Genomic DNA, 14,022 nt, shown 5'->3' with positions numbered 1-14,022 from the left:
CATGTGTTAGGCCTGCCGCCAGCGTTCAATCTGAGCCATGATCAAACTCTTCTATTAAAAGCTTGATGCTCAAAGAATTTTACTGTTCATTCGTCATGAATCAACTGTTGTTCACTCTTCAAGACTTTAGTGTATTTCTTTGTGATACGGTCTTGTGAGTGCCCACACAGATTGTCTGATTAATTGTTAAAGAGCAGGCTGAACTAAAAAATAACATTCTGGTTCAGCCGGGCTGCGTATACTACGCTTTTCGCCCGCAGAGTCAAGCGCTTATTCGCTTTCTCTCTGCCTGGCCTCACACGTTTTGTCAGCGTTGTGTCGGTCAGTGGTGGCGCATTATAGGGGGTTCTTCGGCGCTGGCAATAGTTATTTTAAAAAAAGTTAACGACTGCTGATTATTACGCCAAATTTAACTTAAATTATCAATTTCTCCAGTTTTGAGAATCCATATTCCTGCAAAACAGAGATTAATTCATCAGTCTCAGCATCCATCTTCATACAATAAGCAAGGTTATCTGCTGAAGTACAAACAAGATTCTCCTGATGTTTAACCAACCAAGCTGTCCTTCGGGCAATAGCGGCACCGGAATCAATTAAGCGGGTACCATCAGGCAATACCTGAACTAATTCTTCTGCCAATAGTGGAAAATGAGTACAACCCAATACCACCGTATCAGGTGGTTCTTTCATTCTGAGCCAAGGTTTCAGTATCTTTTTTAAAGCGTCGGAAGATACCTTACCACCATGCAGTTTAGCTTCGGCTAATTCTACCAACTCAGCAGAACCTATAGATTCAATTCTGCAATCTATCGCAAATCTTTCGATAAGTTCTTTTGTATAGGCTCGGTTAACTGTTGCTCTCGTCGCCAGTAGCCCAACAATGCCATTACGAGTTAACTTCGCGGCGGGCTTTATCGCTGGAACCACACCAACCACCGGGAAACGGAACCGCTCACGCAAAGCTGGCAAACTGACGGTACTTGCGGTGTTACATGCAATAACGACTATTGCCAAAGAATGTTTTTGCTGAACGGCATCAACAATTTTAACGACTCGTTCAATAATAAATTCTTCCGATTTTTCACCATAAGGGAATGCTTCATTATCAAATACGTATATATAGTGGAGATCCGGCAACAATTGCCGGATCTCTTGGTAAACGGATAAACCACCGACACCAGAATCAAAAACTAAAACTGTCGGGCGGACAGGTTTATTCAAATCAGAAGTTATAGCTCCCAGTGAGGTAATATTCACGTCCTGGAGTACGATAGCCATAAACTGTCTCGTAATCTTTATCAAGCAGGTTGGCTATTCTACCACGAATTGTCAGATGAACAGTGACCGGATATGAAACAGTTAAATCCCAAAAGCTAACTCCGCCTAATTTCACTTCTTGAGCGGGAGATGTACTGGAATCTTTATCGTAACGCTGCCCAAGATATTGATAGGTTAATCCCCAATCAAAATCATATAGCTGCCAGTCAAGTTGATATTTCACTTGCTGCTTCGCACGGCGAGTTAAAATCTCATTAGTTTCACCATTACGTGGATCGATATATTGCAATGTCAATTGATGCTGGAATATTCCAGTATCAATTGAACCAGTCCATTCAACACCTTTAATTTTTGCTTTGCCAATATTGTAGTAGCGACTATTTGTATAATCGATCAATTGTTCAATGTCATTACGATATACAGAAAGACGCCAATTCAACAAACCAGTTACGCCTTCTATACCGCCTTCCCATTGTTTACTTTCTTCAGGTTTCAAATCTCGATTACCTCCCCAAGAACCATACATCTGGCTAAGAGTTGGCGCTTTAAACGCCGTACCATAAGAAGCAATCAAACGATAACCTTCAATAAACTCCCAGCCTGCACTGGTTTGCCATGTAGTATTCCAGCCAGCTTCTGAATGCTTATCCGACCGAATCGCGCCCTCCAGAATAAAATCATTTAATTGCTGCTGTGCTGTCAGATATATCCCTGTACTACGTACTGTTTCACTCGTTGGAATATAACTTGTTCCAGCGTCAATGGACTGTTTTTGAAAGTCGACACCCGTACTCACCATTCCCTGATATAGCTGAAAGGTATTTCCCCATTGCAAGTTACATTGTTCAGAATCGCCAAGAGTCGCGGATTTGTCATAGCGCCCATACTTAGGATCAAAGTTGTAGTCTTTTATATGACTATAACTTGCGATTAATTGGGACGAGTAAATCCCTTGGTTAAATTGGATCCCTGAGTCATAATGACGGCTATAAAGTTCACGAGTATCTGGCCTGGCATATGGATAACTCCAGTTAATATCCGCATCATAAGATGTTCTATTGTCATAGCCATAAGCACGGGCAAATCCACTGAATTGCTCATTAAATTTCTGATCAACCCCCAACCAGAGCACTTTACTCATAAAACCATCACGGTCAGGTTGCCTGAAACCACCAGTATTACCCGCAGAAACTACATCAAATCCTTTAGTATAAGTATAGCTGGCTGCTGCTGTCAGTGAGGTGTTTTCAGCTAATTTTTGCTGGGTTGCACCATCATAAACCTGGTAACCGTGTGAGCCGATACCTACGTTTAAACTGGTTCCCGGTTTCTCTCTGGTCGTTATGATATTAATAACGCCGCCAATCGCATCAGAACCATAAACCGCAGAACGTGGCCCACGGATATATTCAATTTTCTGAATCAACGATACAGGTATTTGGCTTAAATCAGAGGAGCCACTGATACCAGCTTGATTCAGACGTATTCCATCCATCAGCACCAATACATGACTAGAGTTAGTACCACGGATAAACAGGGAGCTTAACTGTCCAATACCACCATGCAGCGCAATATCAACACCGGGCAAGCGGCGTAAAATATCGGCTACGCTATTTGACTGCCAACGCTCAATTTCATCTCGTGTTACAACGGCATAAGGAGCCAATATGCTTGAAACAGGCTGTTTAAATCGACTTGCTGTAACAACCAATGAATCCTGCTGTTCTTCCGCAACAGCAACAGGATTCAAACCAGAGATAACTGCAACTGAAATTGCGGATAATAAAAACCGGTTTTTATTTATCATATAGAGAAAACGTCCAACAATGATTGTTAGAAGGCCAAACCTCCATGCTACGATGAAGGTTCAGACCTGTTTAGAATATAAGCATAGACAGGATTATGAATGCGTAATAAGAAAACTGGACATCCTTTGCTCTTTCCCTACAATTTCGCACGAAAATTTTTCTTACTACAGATATAAGAGAACAAACATAATGCAAAATCTCCTGCCAACGGAAAGCTATGAGCAACAACTTGCAGAGAAGGTAAGCCGTTTAAAAAACATGATGGCACCTTTCCAAACTCCGGAACCAGAGGTTTTCCGTTCACCGGTATCTCATTACAGAATGCGGGCAGAATTCCGAATCTGGCATGAGCAGGATGATTTGTACCATATTATGTTTGATCAACAGACAAAACAGCGTATTCGCATTGTGCAATTCCCTGTTGCCAGTAAATTAATCAACAACATGATGGCAGTGTTAATTGACGCCATTAAATCCGAACAAATCCTGCGCCATAAGCTATTTCAGATTGATTATCTGTCCACTAGCAGTAATAAAATCCTTGTTTCTCTGCTTTATCACAAAAAGTTGGTTGATGAATGGACACAACAGGCGTTAAAACTGCGGGAGGAGTTAAGAAATAAAGGGTTTAATGTTGAGCTAATTGGCAGGGCAGCTAAAACTAAAATCGTATTGAACCATGATTACATTGATGAGGTTTTACCTATTGCAGGTCGGAGTATGATCTATCGTCAGGTAGAAAACAGTTTCACCCAACCAAATGCCAGCGTCAATATTCACATGCTCGAATGGGCGATTGATATTACCAAAGGTTCACAAGGCGATTTACTTGAACTTTATTGCGGAAATGGCAACTTCTCTCTGGCGTTAGCTCAAAATTTTGAAAGAGTATTGGCGACAGAAATTGCCAAGCCATCCGTTGCTGCTGCTCAATACAATATCGCAGCCAATAATATTGATAATGTGCAAATTATCCGAATGTCGGCAGAGGAATTTACTCAAGCAATGAATGGAGAACGCGAATTTAATCGCCTTCACGGAATCGATTTGAAAAGCTATCAATGTGAAACTATTTTTGTCGATCCACCACGTAGCGGCCTTGATGAAAAAACAGTTGAGATGATCCAGGCATATCCGCGGGTTCTTTATATTTCCTGCAACCCGGAAACCCTTTGCCATAATTTAGAAACATTAACCCGAACGCATAAAATCAGCCGCCTGGCTCTGTTTGATCAGTTCCCTTATACACACCATATGGAATGCGGCGTATTTCTGGAAAAATTAAACTGAGACTTAACCAGCATACAAAACAAAAACGCCGCAGATAGTTATCTCTCCGGCGTTTTTCATCAATTAATGGCTGTTTTCTGCAATTGCCTGGTTTTTACGGACTTTTATTTTTCTGTAAATCCAGAACACCAATATAGTCCCTATTACCGCGGGGAGGAAATTAGAACCAATTTCAGGGTACTCCACCCTGATAATCGCACTATAACTAAATAATCCCAAGAGGAAGCAAGCGACAACCAGTTTAGGCACCCCATCAGGCATTGAATGATTCAAATAGCGCTGATGGAGACAATAAATTGATAACACCAGTGTTATCAATGGGAAAACTGAAAAAGAAACAACTGAGCTAAAAACTGCTGAAAACGTTCCATTAGTTGCTAATCCGACAATAAAAGCGAGTAACAATGTACTTTTGTCCTGGCGGTATTGTTCCATCATTTCGTTCTCCTTCTTCATAGTTATTTAAGTTTAGGGTCCGGTGGATTTATTTCTCTGCGATACCAATAATATGCACCTTTAGCAATCATCCGTAGTTGCAAGACTAAACGTTCTTCCAAACGCTGTCTTTTCTCCAAATCAATATCCAATGCTTCTGCACCTGCACTGAATACTATTGTCACCATTGCCTCTGCCTGTACTTCAGTAAAATGTCTCGGCATATGGCTTTCCTGCTCTAAATAGTCTGCCAACTCAGCAATAAAATGTTGGATTTCCCGTGCGACAGCGGCACGAAATTCAGCAGAGGTACCTGAGCGTTCACGTAATAGTAAGCGGAATGCATTTGGATTATTACCAATAAATTCCATAAAAGTTGAAACAGATGTGCGGATGACACTGCCACCTTTAGCAATACGTTGCCGGGCTTGTCTCATTAACTGACGTAGCATCAAGCCACTCTCATCCACCATAGTCAGCCCTAATTCATCAACATCACGGAAATGGCGATAAAATGAAGTTGGCGCAATGCCTGCTTCCCGAGCCACCTCACGCAAGCTAAGGCTGGTAAAACTCCGTTCAGCACTCAGTTGACTGAATGCCGCTTCAATTAGTGAACGACGGGTTCTTTCTTTCTGTTTCGCTCTGACGCCAGTAATGTTACTCACACGAATCCTGATATCTCTGTCTGAATATAGTGAAGAAATAGACCAAATTTTATAATCATGCTCTTATCATGTCACTGATACGGATTTGTTTCATCATTAAACTGTGACATAAAATCCTTATGACGATTGGGTTATTAACTCAACCAATGTTAATATGGCGTTGTAATTTTGTGTAAAAACAGGTCTTTCCTCTATGCAACATATTCATTTTGACGCCATTGTCATTGGTTCCGGCCCCGGTGGAGAAGGAGCAGCAATGGGATTGGTGAAACAGGGTAAAAGCGTTGCCGTTATCGAACGCTATAACAACGTCGGCGGTGGTTGCACTCACTGGGGTACTATCCCGTCCAAAGCCCTCCGCCACGCCGTCAGCCGTATTATCGAATTTAACCAAAACCCTCTGTACAGTGATAATTCCCGCATTCTTCGCTCTTCATTTGCTGAAATCTTACGCCGCGCTGAAATCGTCATTAATCAGCAAACTAAAATGCGCCAGGGATTTTATGAGCGCAATGGATGTCGTATGTTTTCCGGGGAAGCAACATTTATTGATGACCACCGGGTGAGTGTGCGCTATGCCGATGATAACTACGATATCTTAAGCGCAGATAAGATTATTATCGCAACCGGATCCCGCCCATATTGCCCGCCAGATGTTGATTTCACCCATTCCCGTATTTATAACAGCGATTCCATTCTGAAACTGGATCACGAACCACGGCATGTGATTATTTATGGTGCCGGGGTAATTGGTTGCGAATATGCGTCAATTTTCCGCGGATTAGGCGTGAAAGTTGATTTGATCAATACCCGTAACCACTTACTGGCTTTCCTTGATCAAGAGATGTCAGATGCACTTTCCTACCATTTTTGGAATAGTGGTGTCGTGATCCGCCACAATGAAGAATATTCTAAAATTGAAGGTGTTGATGATGGTGTTATCGTTCACCTCAAATCCGGTAAAAAAGTCAAAGCCGACTGTCTGCTTTATGCTAACGGCCGAACAGGTAATACCGATACTCTTGGGCTGAAAAACATTGGTCTGGAAGCCGATGGCCGCGGGTTACTGAAAGTCAATAAGATCTATCAAACCAACAATGAAAATATCTACGCCGTAGGAGATGTCATCGGTTATCCAAGCCTGGCATCCGCCGCTTATGATCAGGGCCGAATTGCCGCGCAAGCGATGACTAAAGGAAACGCCGAAGCTCATCTGATTGAAGATATTCCAACCGGCATCTATACCATTCCTGAAATAAGCTCTGTGGGTAAAACCGAACAACAATTAACCGCAATGAAAGTGCCTTATGAAGTTGGGCGCGCACAGTTTAAACATCTTGCACGCGCACAAATTGCCGGGATGAATGTCGGAAGCCTGAAAATACTGTTCCACAGGGAAACCAAAGAGATTCTTGGTATTCACTGTTTCGGGGAGCGTGCTGCTGAAATCATTCATATCGGTCAGGCTATTATGGAACAGAAAGGTGAAAGTAATACTATCGAATATTTTGTCAATACTACCTTCAACTACCCAACTATGGCGGAAGCCTATCGTGTCGCAGCCCTAAATGGCCTGAACCGGCTATTTTGATTGCCCGTAATAAGCGCCCATTTTAGCGCTGATAACCTCTGCCAGTTGCTCATAGCGACCACGCAGAGGTGAACCAGGCCTATAAATCAAAATAACAGACCGCTTAGGTTCAGGGTTACCACACCCCAGATAACAGACACCATCGCGTTTTCTCTCTTGTGGAACTGCCAGATCAGGCAATAAAGTGATTCCACTACCGGCAGCAACCATATTACGCAGGGTTTCCAAACTGGTTGCACGGAAATGTGTATCTTCCTTCGCTCCGGCCTGAAAACAAAAACCCATGGCCTGATCACGCAAGCAATGACCATCTTCCAGCATCAGCAGTTTCTCACCTGCCAATTCATCCATTGCAATTTTTTCTCGATCTGCCCAGGGATGGTCATCATAGATTGCCAGTTTCATTGATTCTTCAAACAACGGCACTTTGATGAAGGCTTCTGTCTCTTTAATCATCGCTAGAATCACACAATCCAGTTTGCCACTCTCCAACTGGGCTAACAAACTTTGCGTCTGAGCTTCATGCAGATACATTTCCAACTTAGGAAACAAACTATGAAGTTCAGGAATAATATGAGGTAACAGATATGGGCCAATTGTTGGGATCAAACCAATATGCAGAGGACCAGACATATTCTCCCCTTGAAGTGATGCCATTTCCTGTAGGACCCTAACCTCACGGAGAACCGTTCTGGCCTGTTCCACTAATAACATCCCTTGTTGCGTGAACAAAACCTTACGACTGGTGCGTTCCAACAGCATGACACCCAAATCATCCTCAAGCTTACGAATTTGCCCGCTTAACGTAGGCTGGCTGACGTGGCATGAATCGGCAGCATGGCGAAAGTGCCGATGCTCCGCAAGAGCCACAAGATATTCCAGATCGCGGATATTCATTCCCACCTCAACATATTTAATATAAATGATAGAAACGACCAATAGATAATTATATCAATGTGAGGAGAAGACTATCAGATAATCCTTAAAAACTTATATGTAAAGATCTCATTTATTTTACAGGGGATATTAATATCCCCTAACGATGACTCACTTAAGCTTTAGCCTCTGTTTAGCATCTGTAATCGCTTTCATGACCTGTTTCCGCGATACACCACCTTTTGCAAGACGCTTATCCAGACAAGATTGCAGAGACAAAATATCGTATACATCTTCAGTAATTGTGCTGCTAAATTTCTGCAACTCTGCCAATGACAGCTCTTCCAGCGCCTTACCTTGCGCAAGCGCCATAATCACGGTTTCCCCGACAATATGGTGAGCCTCACGGAATGGAACACCTTTTGCGACCAGATAATCAGCCAATTCAGTTGCGTTAGCATAACCCTGTTTAGCCGCTTCTTCACAACGTGAACGCCTGACTTGAATACCATCCAGTACCAACGCTGCCATATGCAAGCAATCGAGCCAAGTGTCCAGCGCATCTAACAACCCTTCTTTATCCTCCTGCATATCTTTATTATAGGCCAGCGGCAGACCTTTCAGGGTCATCATCATACCGGTCAATGCTCCCTGCACCCGCCCACATTTCCCACGGATTAACTCCAGCGCATCCGGGTTTTTCTTCTGTGGCATCAGGGAAGAACCCGAAGTCACTCGATCTGACAGTTCAACAAAGCCCGCTTCACCACTGTTAAAGAAAATCAGGTCTTCAGCAAAACGGGAAAGGTGGATCATGCTGATACTAGCGTCAGACAGCAATTCCAGTACATGGTCACGATCTGAAACGCTATCCAGACTGTTACGAGTCGCAGAAGCGAACCCCAGCCATGACGCCAACTGTTCGCGGTCAATATCATAAGCGGTTCCGGCCAATGCACCGCATCCAAGCGGGCTGGTATCCAGCCGTCTTAAAGTATCCTGTAACCGGCTTTCATCACGAGCCAACATTTCTACATAAGCCAGGCACCAATGAGCAAATGTGACAGGTTGTGCTCTTTGCAAATGAGTATAACCCGGCATAACCGCATCCTGATTATTCTCTGCGGTAATAACCAATGCCTGCTGTAATTCCACAATTGCCTGATGAAGATAGGTAATATGTTCTTTACACCAAAGTTTGAGGTCTGTTGCCACCTGATCATTACGGCTACGACCTGTATGAAGCTTCTTACCCAGATCGCCGACTTTGCTGATCAACTGCCCTTCCACCCAACTATGAATATCTTCCGCATCACTTTGCAGGATGGCTTGTGGACTAGCTTGAACCTCACTCAGCAATTCATTTAATGCCATCTCCAGCTTTTGTTGCTCCTCCGCCGTCAGCACACCAACAGTCACCAGCGCTTTCGACCATGCAACCGAACCTGTAATGTCCTGCTCCGCCAGTCGGTAATCAAAGCGAAGTGAATCGTTAAATTGTTTGAACCGTTGATCTACTTCCTGACTGAAACGCCCGCCCCAAAGTGCCATATTTTTATTCCTGATTATCTGATGCCTGAGTAATTTATTGCCTTTTGTAAGCCGTAACTGCATGCAGTAAGTGGAGATAATGGACCAGATAAAGTCAATCCGGGAACGGATTCACGATCTGGTCATTACCCCCATTACCACGAACGATGAAATTACTCTTTACTATTTAATGCCCGAATACGTGAAGAGAGAGAATACAGACGGATAAACCCTTCTGCATGGCTATGATCGTAAACCTCATCTTCACCAAACGTTGCAAACGCTTCAGAATAAAGACTGTTTGCCGATCTCTTCTGGATCGCTGTCACCTGGCCTTTATAGAGTTTCAGTACCACTTCACCACTGACATCCACAGCCAACGTCTCAGCGGCTGCCTGAATAGACTGACGCAACGGTGCGAACCAACGTCCATCATAAACAACATAGGACATTTCCAGCCCAAGTTGCTGACGCCATTTAAAACTATCGCGGTCCAGCACCAGTTGTTCGACACCACGCAATGCGGCCATCATGATGGTTCCTCCCGGTGTTTCATAACAACCACGAGATTTCATTCCCACCAGCCGGTTTTCCACGATATCAATCCGGCCAATACCGTGTTTTGCCCCCAACACATTCAGCGCCTCAAGGCATTGATATGGCGACATCACCTTACCGTTAATCCCAACAACTTCGCCTTTCTCAATAGTAACGTTTACCAGTTCAGCTTCATCTGGCGCGTCTTCTGGCTCCACTGTCCACACCCAACAATCTTTATTAGATGCATTCCAGGTGCTTTCCAGCACTCCACCTTCTGTAGAGATATGCCATGCATTCTCATCACGGCTGTAGATTTTCTCCAGTGTTGCCGTCGTTGGGATATCCCGTGCTTTCAGATAATCCAACAACGCTTCACGGGAACGTAAATCCCACTCTCTCCACGGTGCTACCACTTTCAGATGAGGCGCTAACGCCGTATAGGTACTTTCAAACCGAACCTGATCGTTACCCTTACCTGTCGCGCCATGAGCCAGTGCATCTGCCCCCACTTTCAATGCCAGTTCAACCTGTGCTCTAGCAATAATTGGCCGCGCCATTGAAGTTCCCAGTAAGTAGCTGCCTTCATACAGGGCGCCGGTTTTCAGTACCGGATAAACATAATCTTTAATGAATTCCTCACGCAGATCCACAACGTGACATTCTGATGCGCCAGAGCGTAAAGCTTTCTGCTCCACGCCCTCCAGATCTTCACGGCTTTGCCCCACATCGGCGACAAATGCAACAACTTCACAGTTGTCATAATGCTCTTTCAGCCAGGGAATAATGGCAGAAGTATCCAGACCACCAGAATAAGCGAGAACTATTTTTTTAATATCTTTAGTATGCATGAAGTTACCCTTTGAAATTCCGTTGTTGTTTATCAGCAAAGCTTTGCCGAAAATTAATCAAACTTGATTTAAACCAGAATACGAGTACCGACGGGAACACCGTTAAATAGGGCAGTCAGTTGATCCGCATGGCGCCAACTGGCGATATCCACCGGGCGACCTAATGTTTTAGCTGCATCCAGAGCTGCATTTACCTTCACGATCATGCCGTCAGTAATGATGCCCTGCACAATAAGTTGTTCAGCTTTCTGAGCGGTCATATCAGAGATCTTCTGCCCTTTACCATCCAAAATGCCGCTAACATCAGAGAGCAATACCAGATCAGCCCCCAGTGTTTGAGCTATCGCTGTTGCCGCCTGATCAGCATTCACATTCATCAGTTCCCCTTTATCAGTTGCACCAATCGAACTAATAATGGGTATATAACCAGCATCCAGTAAAATTCTTAGCAACTTAGCGTCACCCGGCATCGCTTTCCCCACATGCCCCAACTCTTCACTCAGTTGGGAAACCGTGACCACATTACCATCTCCTAAATATAATCCAACTGATGCAAGCTGATACTTAGTCGCCCACGACAACAAGGTCTTATTGGCTACACCTGCCAATGCGCCGGTGATAATCCCTATCTGATCCGCGGGTGTTACCCGTAATCCTTGCTCCTTCACTACCGGCAGTTGCAGCTTCTGCATCAGTTCATCTACCAGACAACCACCACCATGAACAATCACCAATTGGCGTTTATGTGTTTGCCGATATTCCTGCAATGCAGTAAACAAGCGTTCCAGTGCTTCTTCATTGTCCAATAACACGCCACCTAACTTTATGACTAAAGGTTCCATCTGCTTTACTCCATCATGCCAATAATTAAAGTAATGCCTGAGTTTCTTCAAACCCAAAACGTATATTCATACACTGAACTGCCTGAGTTGCCGCGCCTTTCAAGAGATTATCCTCAGTACCGACAATAATCAGGTGATCACCCTGCACAACAAAACCGATATCACAGAATGGTGATCCAACAACGGATTTCAGAGCCGGCACCCCTTTGCTATAGAGACGCACCAATGGCTTATCTTTATACGCCTGTTGATAAGCCTCACTTATCTGTTCTGCGGTAACACCCTGATTCAATTTACAGGTAATCGTAGCAAGAATACCCCGCGCAAAATTGCCAAGATGTGGAGTAAAAATCACCCTGGTCCCCAGGTGTTCCTCAATCTCTGGTTGGTGACGATGAGTAAATATTCCATAAGGTTGCAGGCTAACTTCGCAGAAGCTGCTGATCATACTGGCTTTCCGGCCTGCACCACTCACACCGCTGGTGGCATTAATCACCGGCCAGTGACAGGTATTCAGCAAACCCTTTTTCAGCAGCGGTTTTAGAGCGAGTTGAGAAACCGTTGGATAACACCCCGGGACAGCAACCAACTGAGCCTGTTTAATTTCTTCAGCCTGCCATTCAGCAAGTCCATATACAGCTTGTGCTAACCATTGAGTATGCTTATGTTTGAATCCGTAGTATTGTTGATAAATCTGAGCATTTTGTACGCGATAGGCACCGGACAGATCGAATACAATGCAACCAGCTGCCAGAAATACCGGCGCAATGTCATGACTGACCTCATGGGCGGTGGCAAGAAAAACCACATCAACCCCTTTAACGGCATCAGTCATGTCAGTCAGCGGTTGCAACGGTAGATCAACGATGCCTTTATACTGTGGATGTAAATCTGAGAAGCATTTATCTGCATCAACGCTCTGAGCAGAAACCATCAGCCTAATCAGATTTATATGTGGGTGACGATGCAGATATGCTGCCAGTTCTGCTCCGGTATAACCACTTGCACCAACAACCAGCGTATTCAACATGGGATATCTTTACCTTGTGCTCAGTATTTAAACGGGATAATGTATTTTTATTCAAAAAAAATGCATGAATATTGATACTATCATGAATAAAGGCTGTCAACAGTGAATATTAAATTACCTCCATTTATTGAGCTATTTCGGCAGTTAATCGCAACTCCCTCAATCAGCGCCACCGATATCAGCATCGATCAGAGTAATGAGTCTTTAATCAACCTGCTGGCAAGTTGGTTACAGGAAATTGGTTTCGAGATTGAAATACAACCCGTACCCAAAGTCCGTGGGAAATATAATTTACTGGCGACTCTGGGGAGTGGTTCAGGTGGATTACTGCTATGTGGACATACTGATACCGTCCCTTTTGACGAAGGGCGCTGGACTAAAGATCCCTTCACCCTGACAGAACGTGATAACAAACTATATGGTTTAGGTACGGCAGACATGAAAGGCTTTTTCGCCTTTATCATTGATGCCTTGCGGGATATTGATGCCAGTAAAATAACCCGTCCGCTGTACATTCTGGCTACCGCGGATGAAGAGACAACAATGGCAGGTGCCCGTTATTTTGCGGCAAGTACCACTATCCGACCGGATTTCGCTATCATCGGTGAACCGACTTCATTGCATCCTATCTGTGCACACAAAGGACATTTATCGAACGCTATCCGCATTGTTGGTCAATCCGGGCACTCCAGTGATCCAGATCGTGGTATAAACGCCATTGACTTGATGCGCGAATCTATTGGTCACCTGATTGAACTACGCAATACGCTAAAAGAGCGTTACAACAACCCGGCGTTTACCATTCCATACCCAACCATGAACTTCGGCTATATTCATGGAGGTGACGCAGTAAACCGTATTTGTGCCCATTGTGAATTGCATATGGATATTCGCCCGTTACCGGGGCTAACGTTACAGGATCTGAACGGACTGTTAAATAAGGCGCTGGAACCAGTTAAGCAACGTTGGCCTGGCCGCTTAACTATCGATGAATTACATACCCCTATTCCCGGTTATGCATGCCCAACCGATCACAAGATGGTTGACGTGATTGAGAAACTGCTAGGCCGCAAGGCTGAAACAGTCAACTACTGTACCGAAGCACCATTCATTCAGGAAGTATGCCCAACGTTAGTCCTTGGCCCAGGTTCTATTGAACAAGCACATCAACCGGATGAGTTCATTGATATGTCGTTCATTGAACCCACCAAAAAGGTAATTTCTCAGTTAATCGATCATTTTTGTCTAAGCAATAATTAATCGTTTTACTCGTCCCCCAAAAATCA

The 14,022-nt window shown here is 44.1% G+C and carries 12 protein-coding genes; 3 read left to right on the top strand and 9 right to left on the bottom strand.

Annotated features, from left to right (window positions below; all coding sequences use genetic code 11):
• Positions 1–414: 414 nt before the first annotated feature.
• Together murI and btuB are read right to left on the bottom strand one after the other, a co-directional pair.
• Complete coding sequence (murI, locus tag C5470_RS08670; protein WP_036844951.1) at positions 415–1,278, bottom strand: glutamate racemase; 864 nt, start codon at positions 1,276–1,278, stop codon at positions 415–417.
• Positions 1,223–3,085: a TonB-dependent vitamin B12 receptor BtuB gene (gene btuB / locus C5470_RS08665; protein ID WP_166287816.1), complete on the bottom strand. Its 1,863-nt coding sequence runs from the start codon at positions 3,083–3,085 to the stop codon at positions 1,223–1,225. Before btuB ends, murI begins: the two co-directional genes overlap by 56 nt.
• A gap of 187 nt (positions 3,086–3,272) precedes the next feature.
• Here btuB and trmA point away from each other — a divergent pair, with 187 nt between their 5' ends.
• A complete protein-coding gene (gene trmA, locus C5470_RS08660) occupies positions 3,273–4,376 on the top strand; it encodes a tRNA (uridine(54)-C5)-methyltransferase TrmA (protein ID WP_339916252.1) in 1,104 nt (367 codons plus the stop codon).
• A gap of 63 nt (positions 4,377–4,439) precedes the next feature.
• On the opposite strand, the gene C5470_RS08655 is transcribed toward trmA, so the two are convergent.
• On the bottom strand, positions 4,440–4,811 hold the full coding sequence (locus C5470_RS08655; RefSeq protein ID WP_021325465.1) for a YijD family membrane protein: 372 nt from the start codon (positions 4,809–4,811) through the stop codon (positions 4,440–4,442).
• A 23-nt stretch (positions 4,812–4,834) separates the two neighbouring features.
• Positions 4,835–5,479: an HTH-type transcriptional repressor FabR gene (gene fabR / locus C5470_RS08650; RefSeq protein WP_036844941.1), complete on the bottom strand. Its 645-nt coding sequence runs from the start codon at positions 5,477–5,479 to the stop codon at positions 4,835–4,837.
• A 193-nt stretch (positions 5,480–5,672) separates the two neighbouring features.
• Here fabR and sthA point away from each other — a divergent pair, with 193 nt between their 5' ends.
• Positions 5,673–7,070 (top strand): Si-specific NAD(P)(+) transhydrogenase, encoded by a 1,398-nt coding sequence (sthA, locus tag C5470_RS08645; RefSeq protein ID WP_166287810.1) that lies wholly within the window; start codon positions 5,673–5,675, stop codon positions 7,068–7,070.
• Here the strand turns inward: sthA and oxyR are convergent.
• From oxyR to argC, 5 genes are all read right to left on the bottom strand, one after another.
• On the bottom strand, positions 7,062–7,967 hold the full coding sequence (oxyR, locus tag C5470_RS08640; protein ID WP_166287807.1) for a DNA-binding transcriptional regulator OxyR: 906 nt from the start codon (positions 7,965–7,967) through the stop codon (positions 7,062–7,064). The genes sthA and oxyR overlap by 9 nt on opposite strands.
• Before the next feature lie 150 nt (positions 7,968–8,117).
• On the bottom strand, positions 8,118–9,497 hold the full coding sequence (gene argH, locus C5470_RS08635; protein WP_166287804.1) for an argininosuccinate lyase: 1,380 nt from the start codon (positions 9,495–9,497) through the stop codon (positions 8,118–8,120).
• Between the two features lie 152 nt (positions 9,498–9,649).
• Positions 9,650–10,864, bottom strand: coding sequence for an argininosuccinate synthase (locus C5470_RS08630; protein WP_166287801.1), 1,215 nt, complete (start codon positions 10,862–10,864; stop codon positions 9,650–9,652).
• A 68-nt stretch (positions 10,865–10,932) separates the two neighbouring features.
• The gene (gene argB / locus C5470_RS08625) at positions 10,933–11,706 is read right to left on the bottom strand and encodes an acetylglutamate kinase (RefSeq protein WP_166287798.1); all 774 of its coding nucleotides are present in this window, start codon (positions 11,704–11,706) and stop codon (positions 10,933–10,935) included.
• A 25-nt stretch (positions 11,707–11,731) separates the two neighbouring features.
• Positions 11,732–12,736 (bottom strand): N-acetyl-gamma-glutamyl-phosphate reductase, encoded by a 1,005-nt coding sequence (gene argC, locus C5470_RS08620; protein ID WP_166287795.1) that lies wholly within the window; start codon positions 12,734–12,736, stop codon positions 11,732–11,734.
• Between the two features lie 102 nt (positions 12,737–12,838).
• On the opposite strand from argC, the gene argE reads away from it, so the two are divergent.
• The gene (gene argE, locus C5470_RS08615) at positions 12,839–13,996 is read left to right on the top strand and encodes an acetylornithine deacetylase (RefSeq protein ID WP_166287792.1); all 1,158 of its coding nucleotides are present in this window, start codon (positions 12,839–12,841) and stop codon (positions 13,994–13,996) included.
• The last annotated feature ends 26 nt before the right edge of the window (positions 13,997–14,022 follow it).

Origin of the sequence: Photorhabdus stackebrandtii (assembly GCF_011189495.1) — a bacterium.
Classification (GTDB): Bacteria; Pseudomonadota; Gammaproteobacteria; order Enterobacterales; family Enterobacteriaceae; genus Photorhabdus; species Photorhabdus khanii.
The sequence above is the reverse complement of the archived record's forward strand: the minus strand, read 5'-3'. Positions and strand labels throughout refer to the sequence as shown.

What these genes read in the sequence shown, in the direction of transcription:
- murI (WP_036844951.1), bottom strand. Translation starts at nt 1,278, where the DNA reads ATGGCTATCGTACTCCAGGACGTGAATATTACCTCACTGGGAGCTATA.
- btuB (WP_166287816.1), bottom strand. Translation starts at nt 3,085, where the DNA reads ATGATAAATAAAAACCGGTTTTTATTATCCGCAATTTCAGTTGCAGTT.
- C5470_RS08655 (WP_021325465.1), bottom strand. Translation starts at nt 4,811, where the DNA reads ATGGAACAATACCGCCAGGACAAAAGTACATTGTTACTCGCTTTTATT.
- sthA (WP_166287810.1), top strand. Translation starts at nt 5,673, where the DNA reads ATGCAACATATTCATTTTGACGCCATTGTCATTGGTTCCGGCCCCGGT.
- oxyR (WP_166287807.1), bottom strand. Translation starts at nt 7,967, where the DNA reads ATGAATATCCGCGATCTGGAATATCTTGTGGCTCTTGCGGAGCATCGG.
- argH (WP_166287804.1), bottom strand. Translation starts at nt 9,497, where the DNA reads ATGGCACTTTGGGGCGGGCGTTTCAGTCAGGAAGTAGATCAACGGTTC.
- C5470_RS08630 (WP_166287801.1), bottom strand. Translation starts at nt 10,864, where the DNA reads ATGCATACTAAAGATATTAAAAAAATAGTTCTCGCTTATTCTGGTGGT.
- argB (WP_166287798.1), bottom strand. Translation starts at nt 11,706, where the DNA reads ATGGAACCTTTAGTCATAAAGTTAGGTGGCGTGTTATTGGACAATGAA.
- argC (WP_166287795.1), bottom strand. Translation starts at nt 12,736, where the DNA reads ATGTTGAATACGCTGGTTGTTGGTGCAAGTGGTTATACCGGAGCAGAA.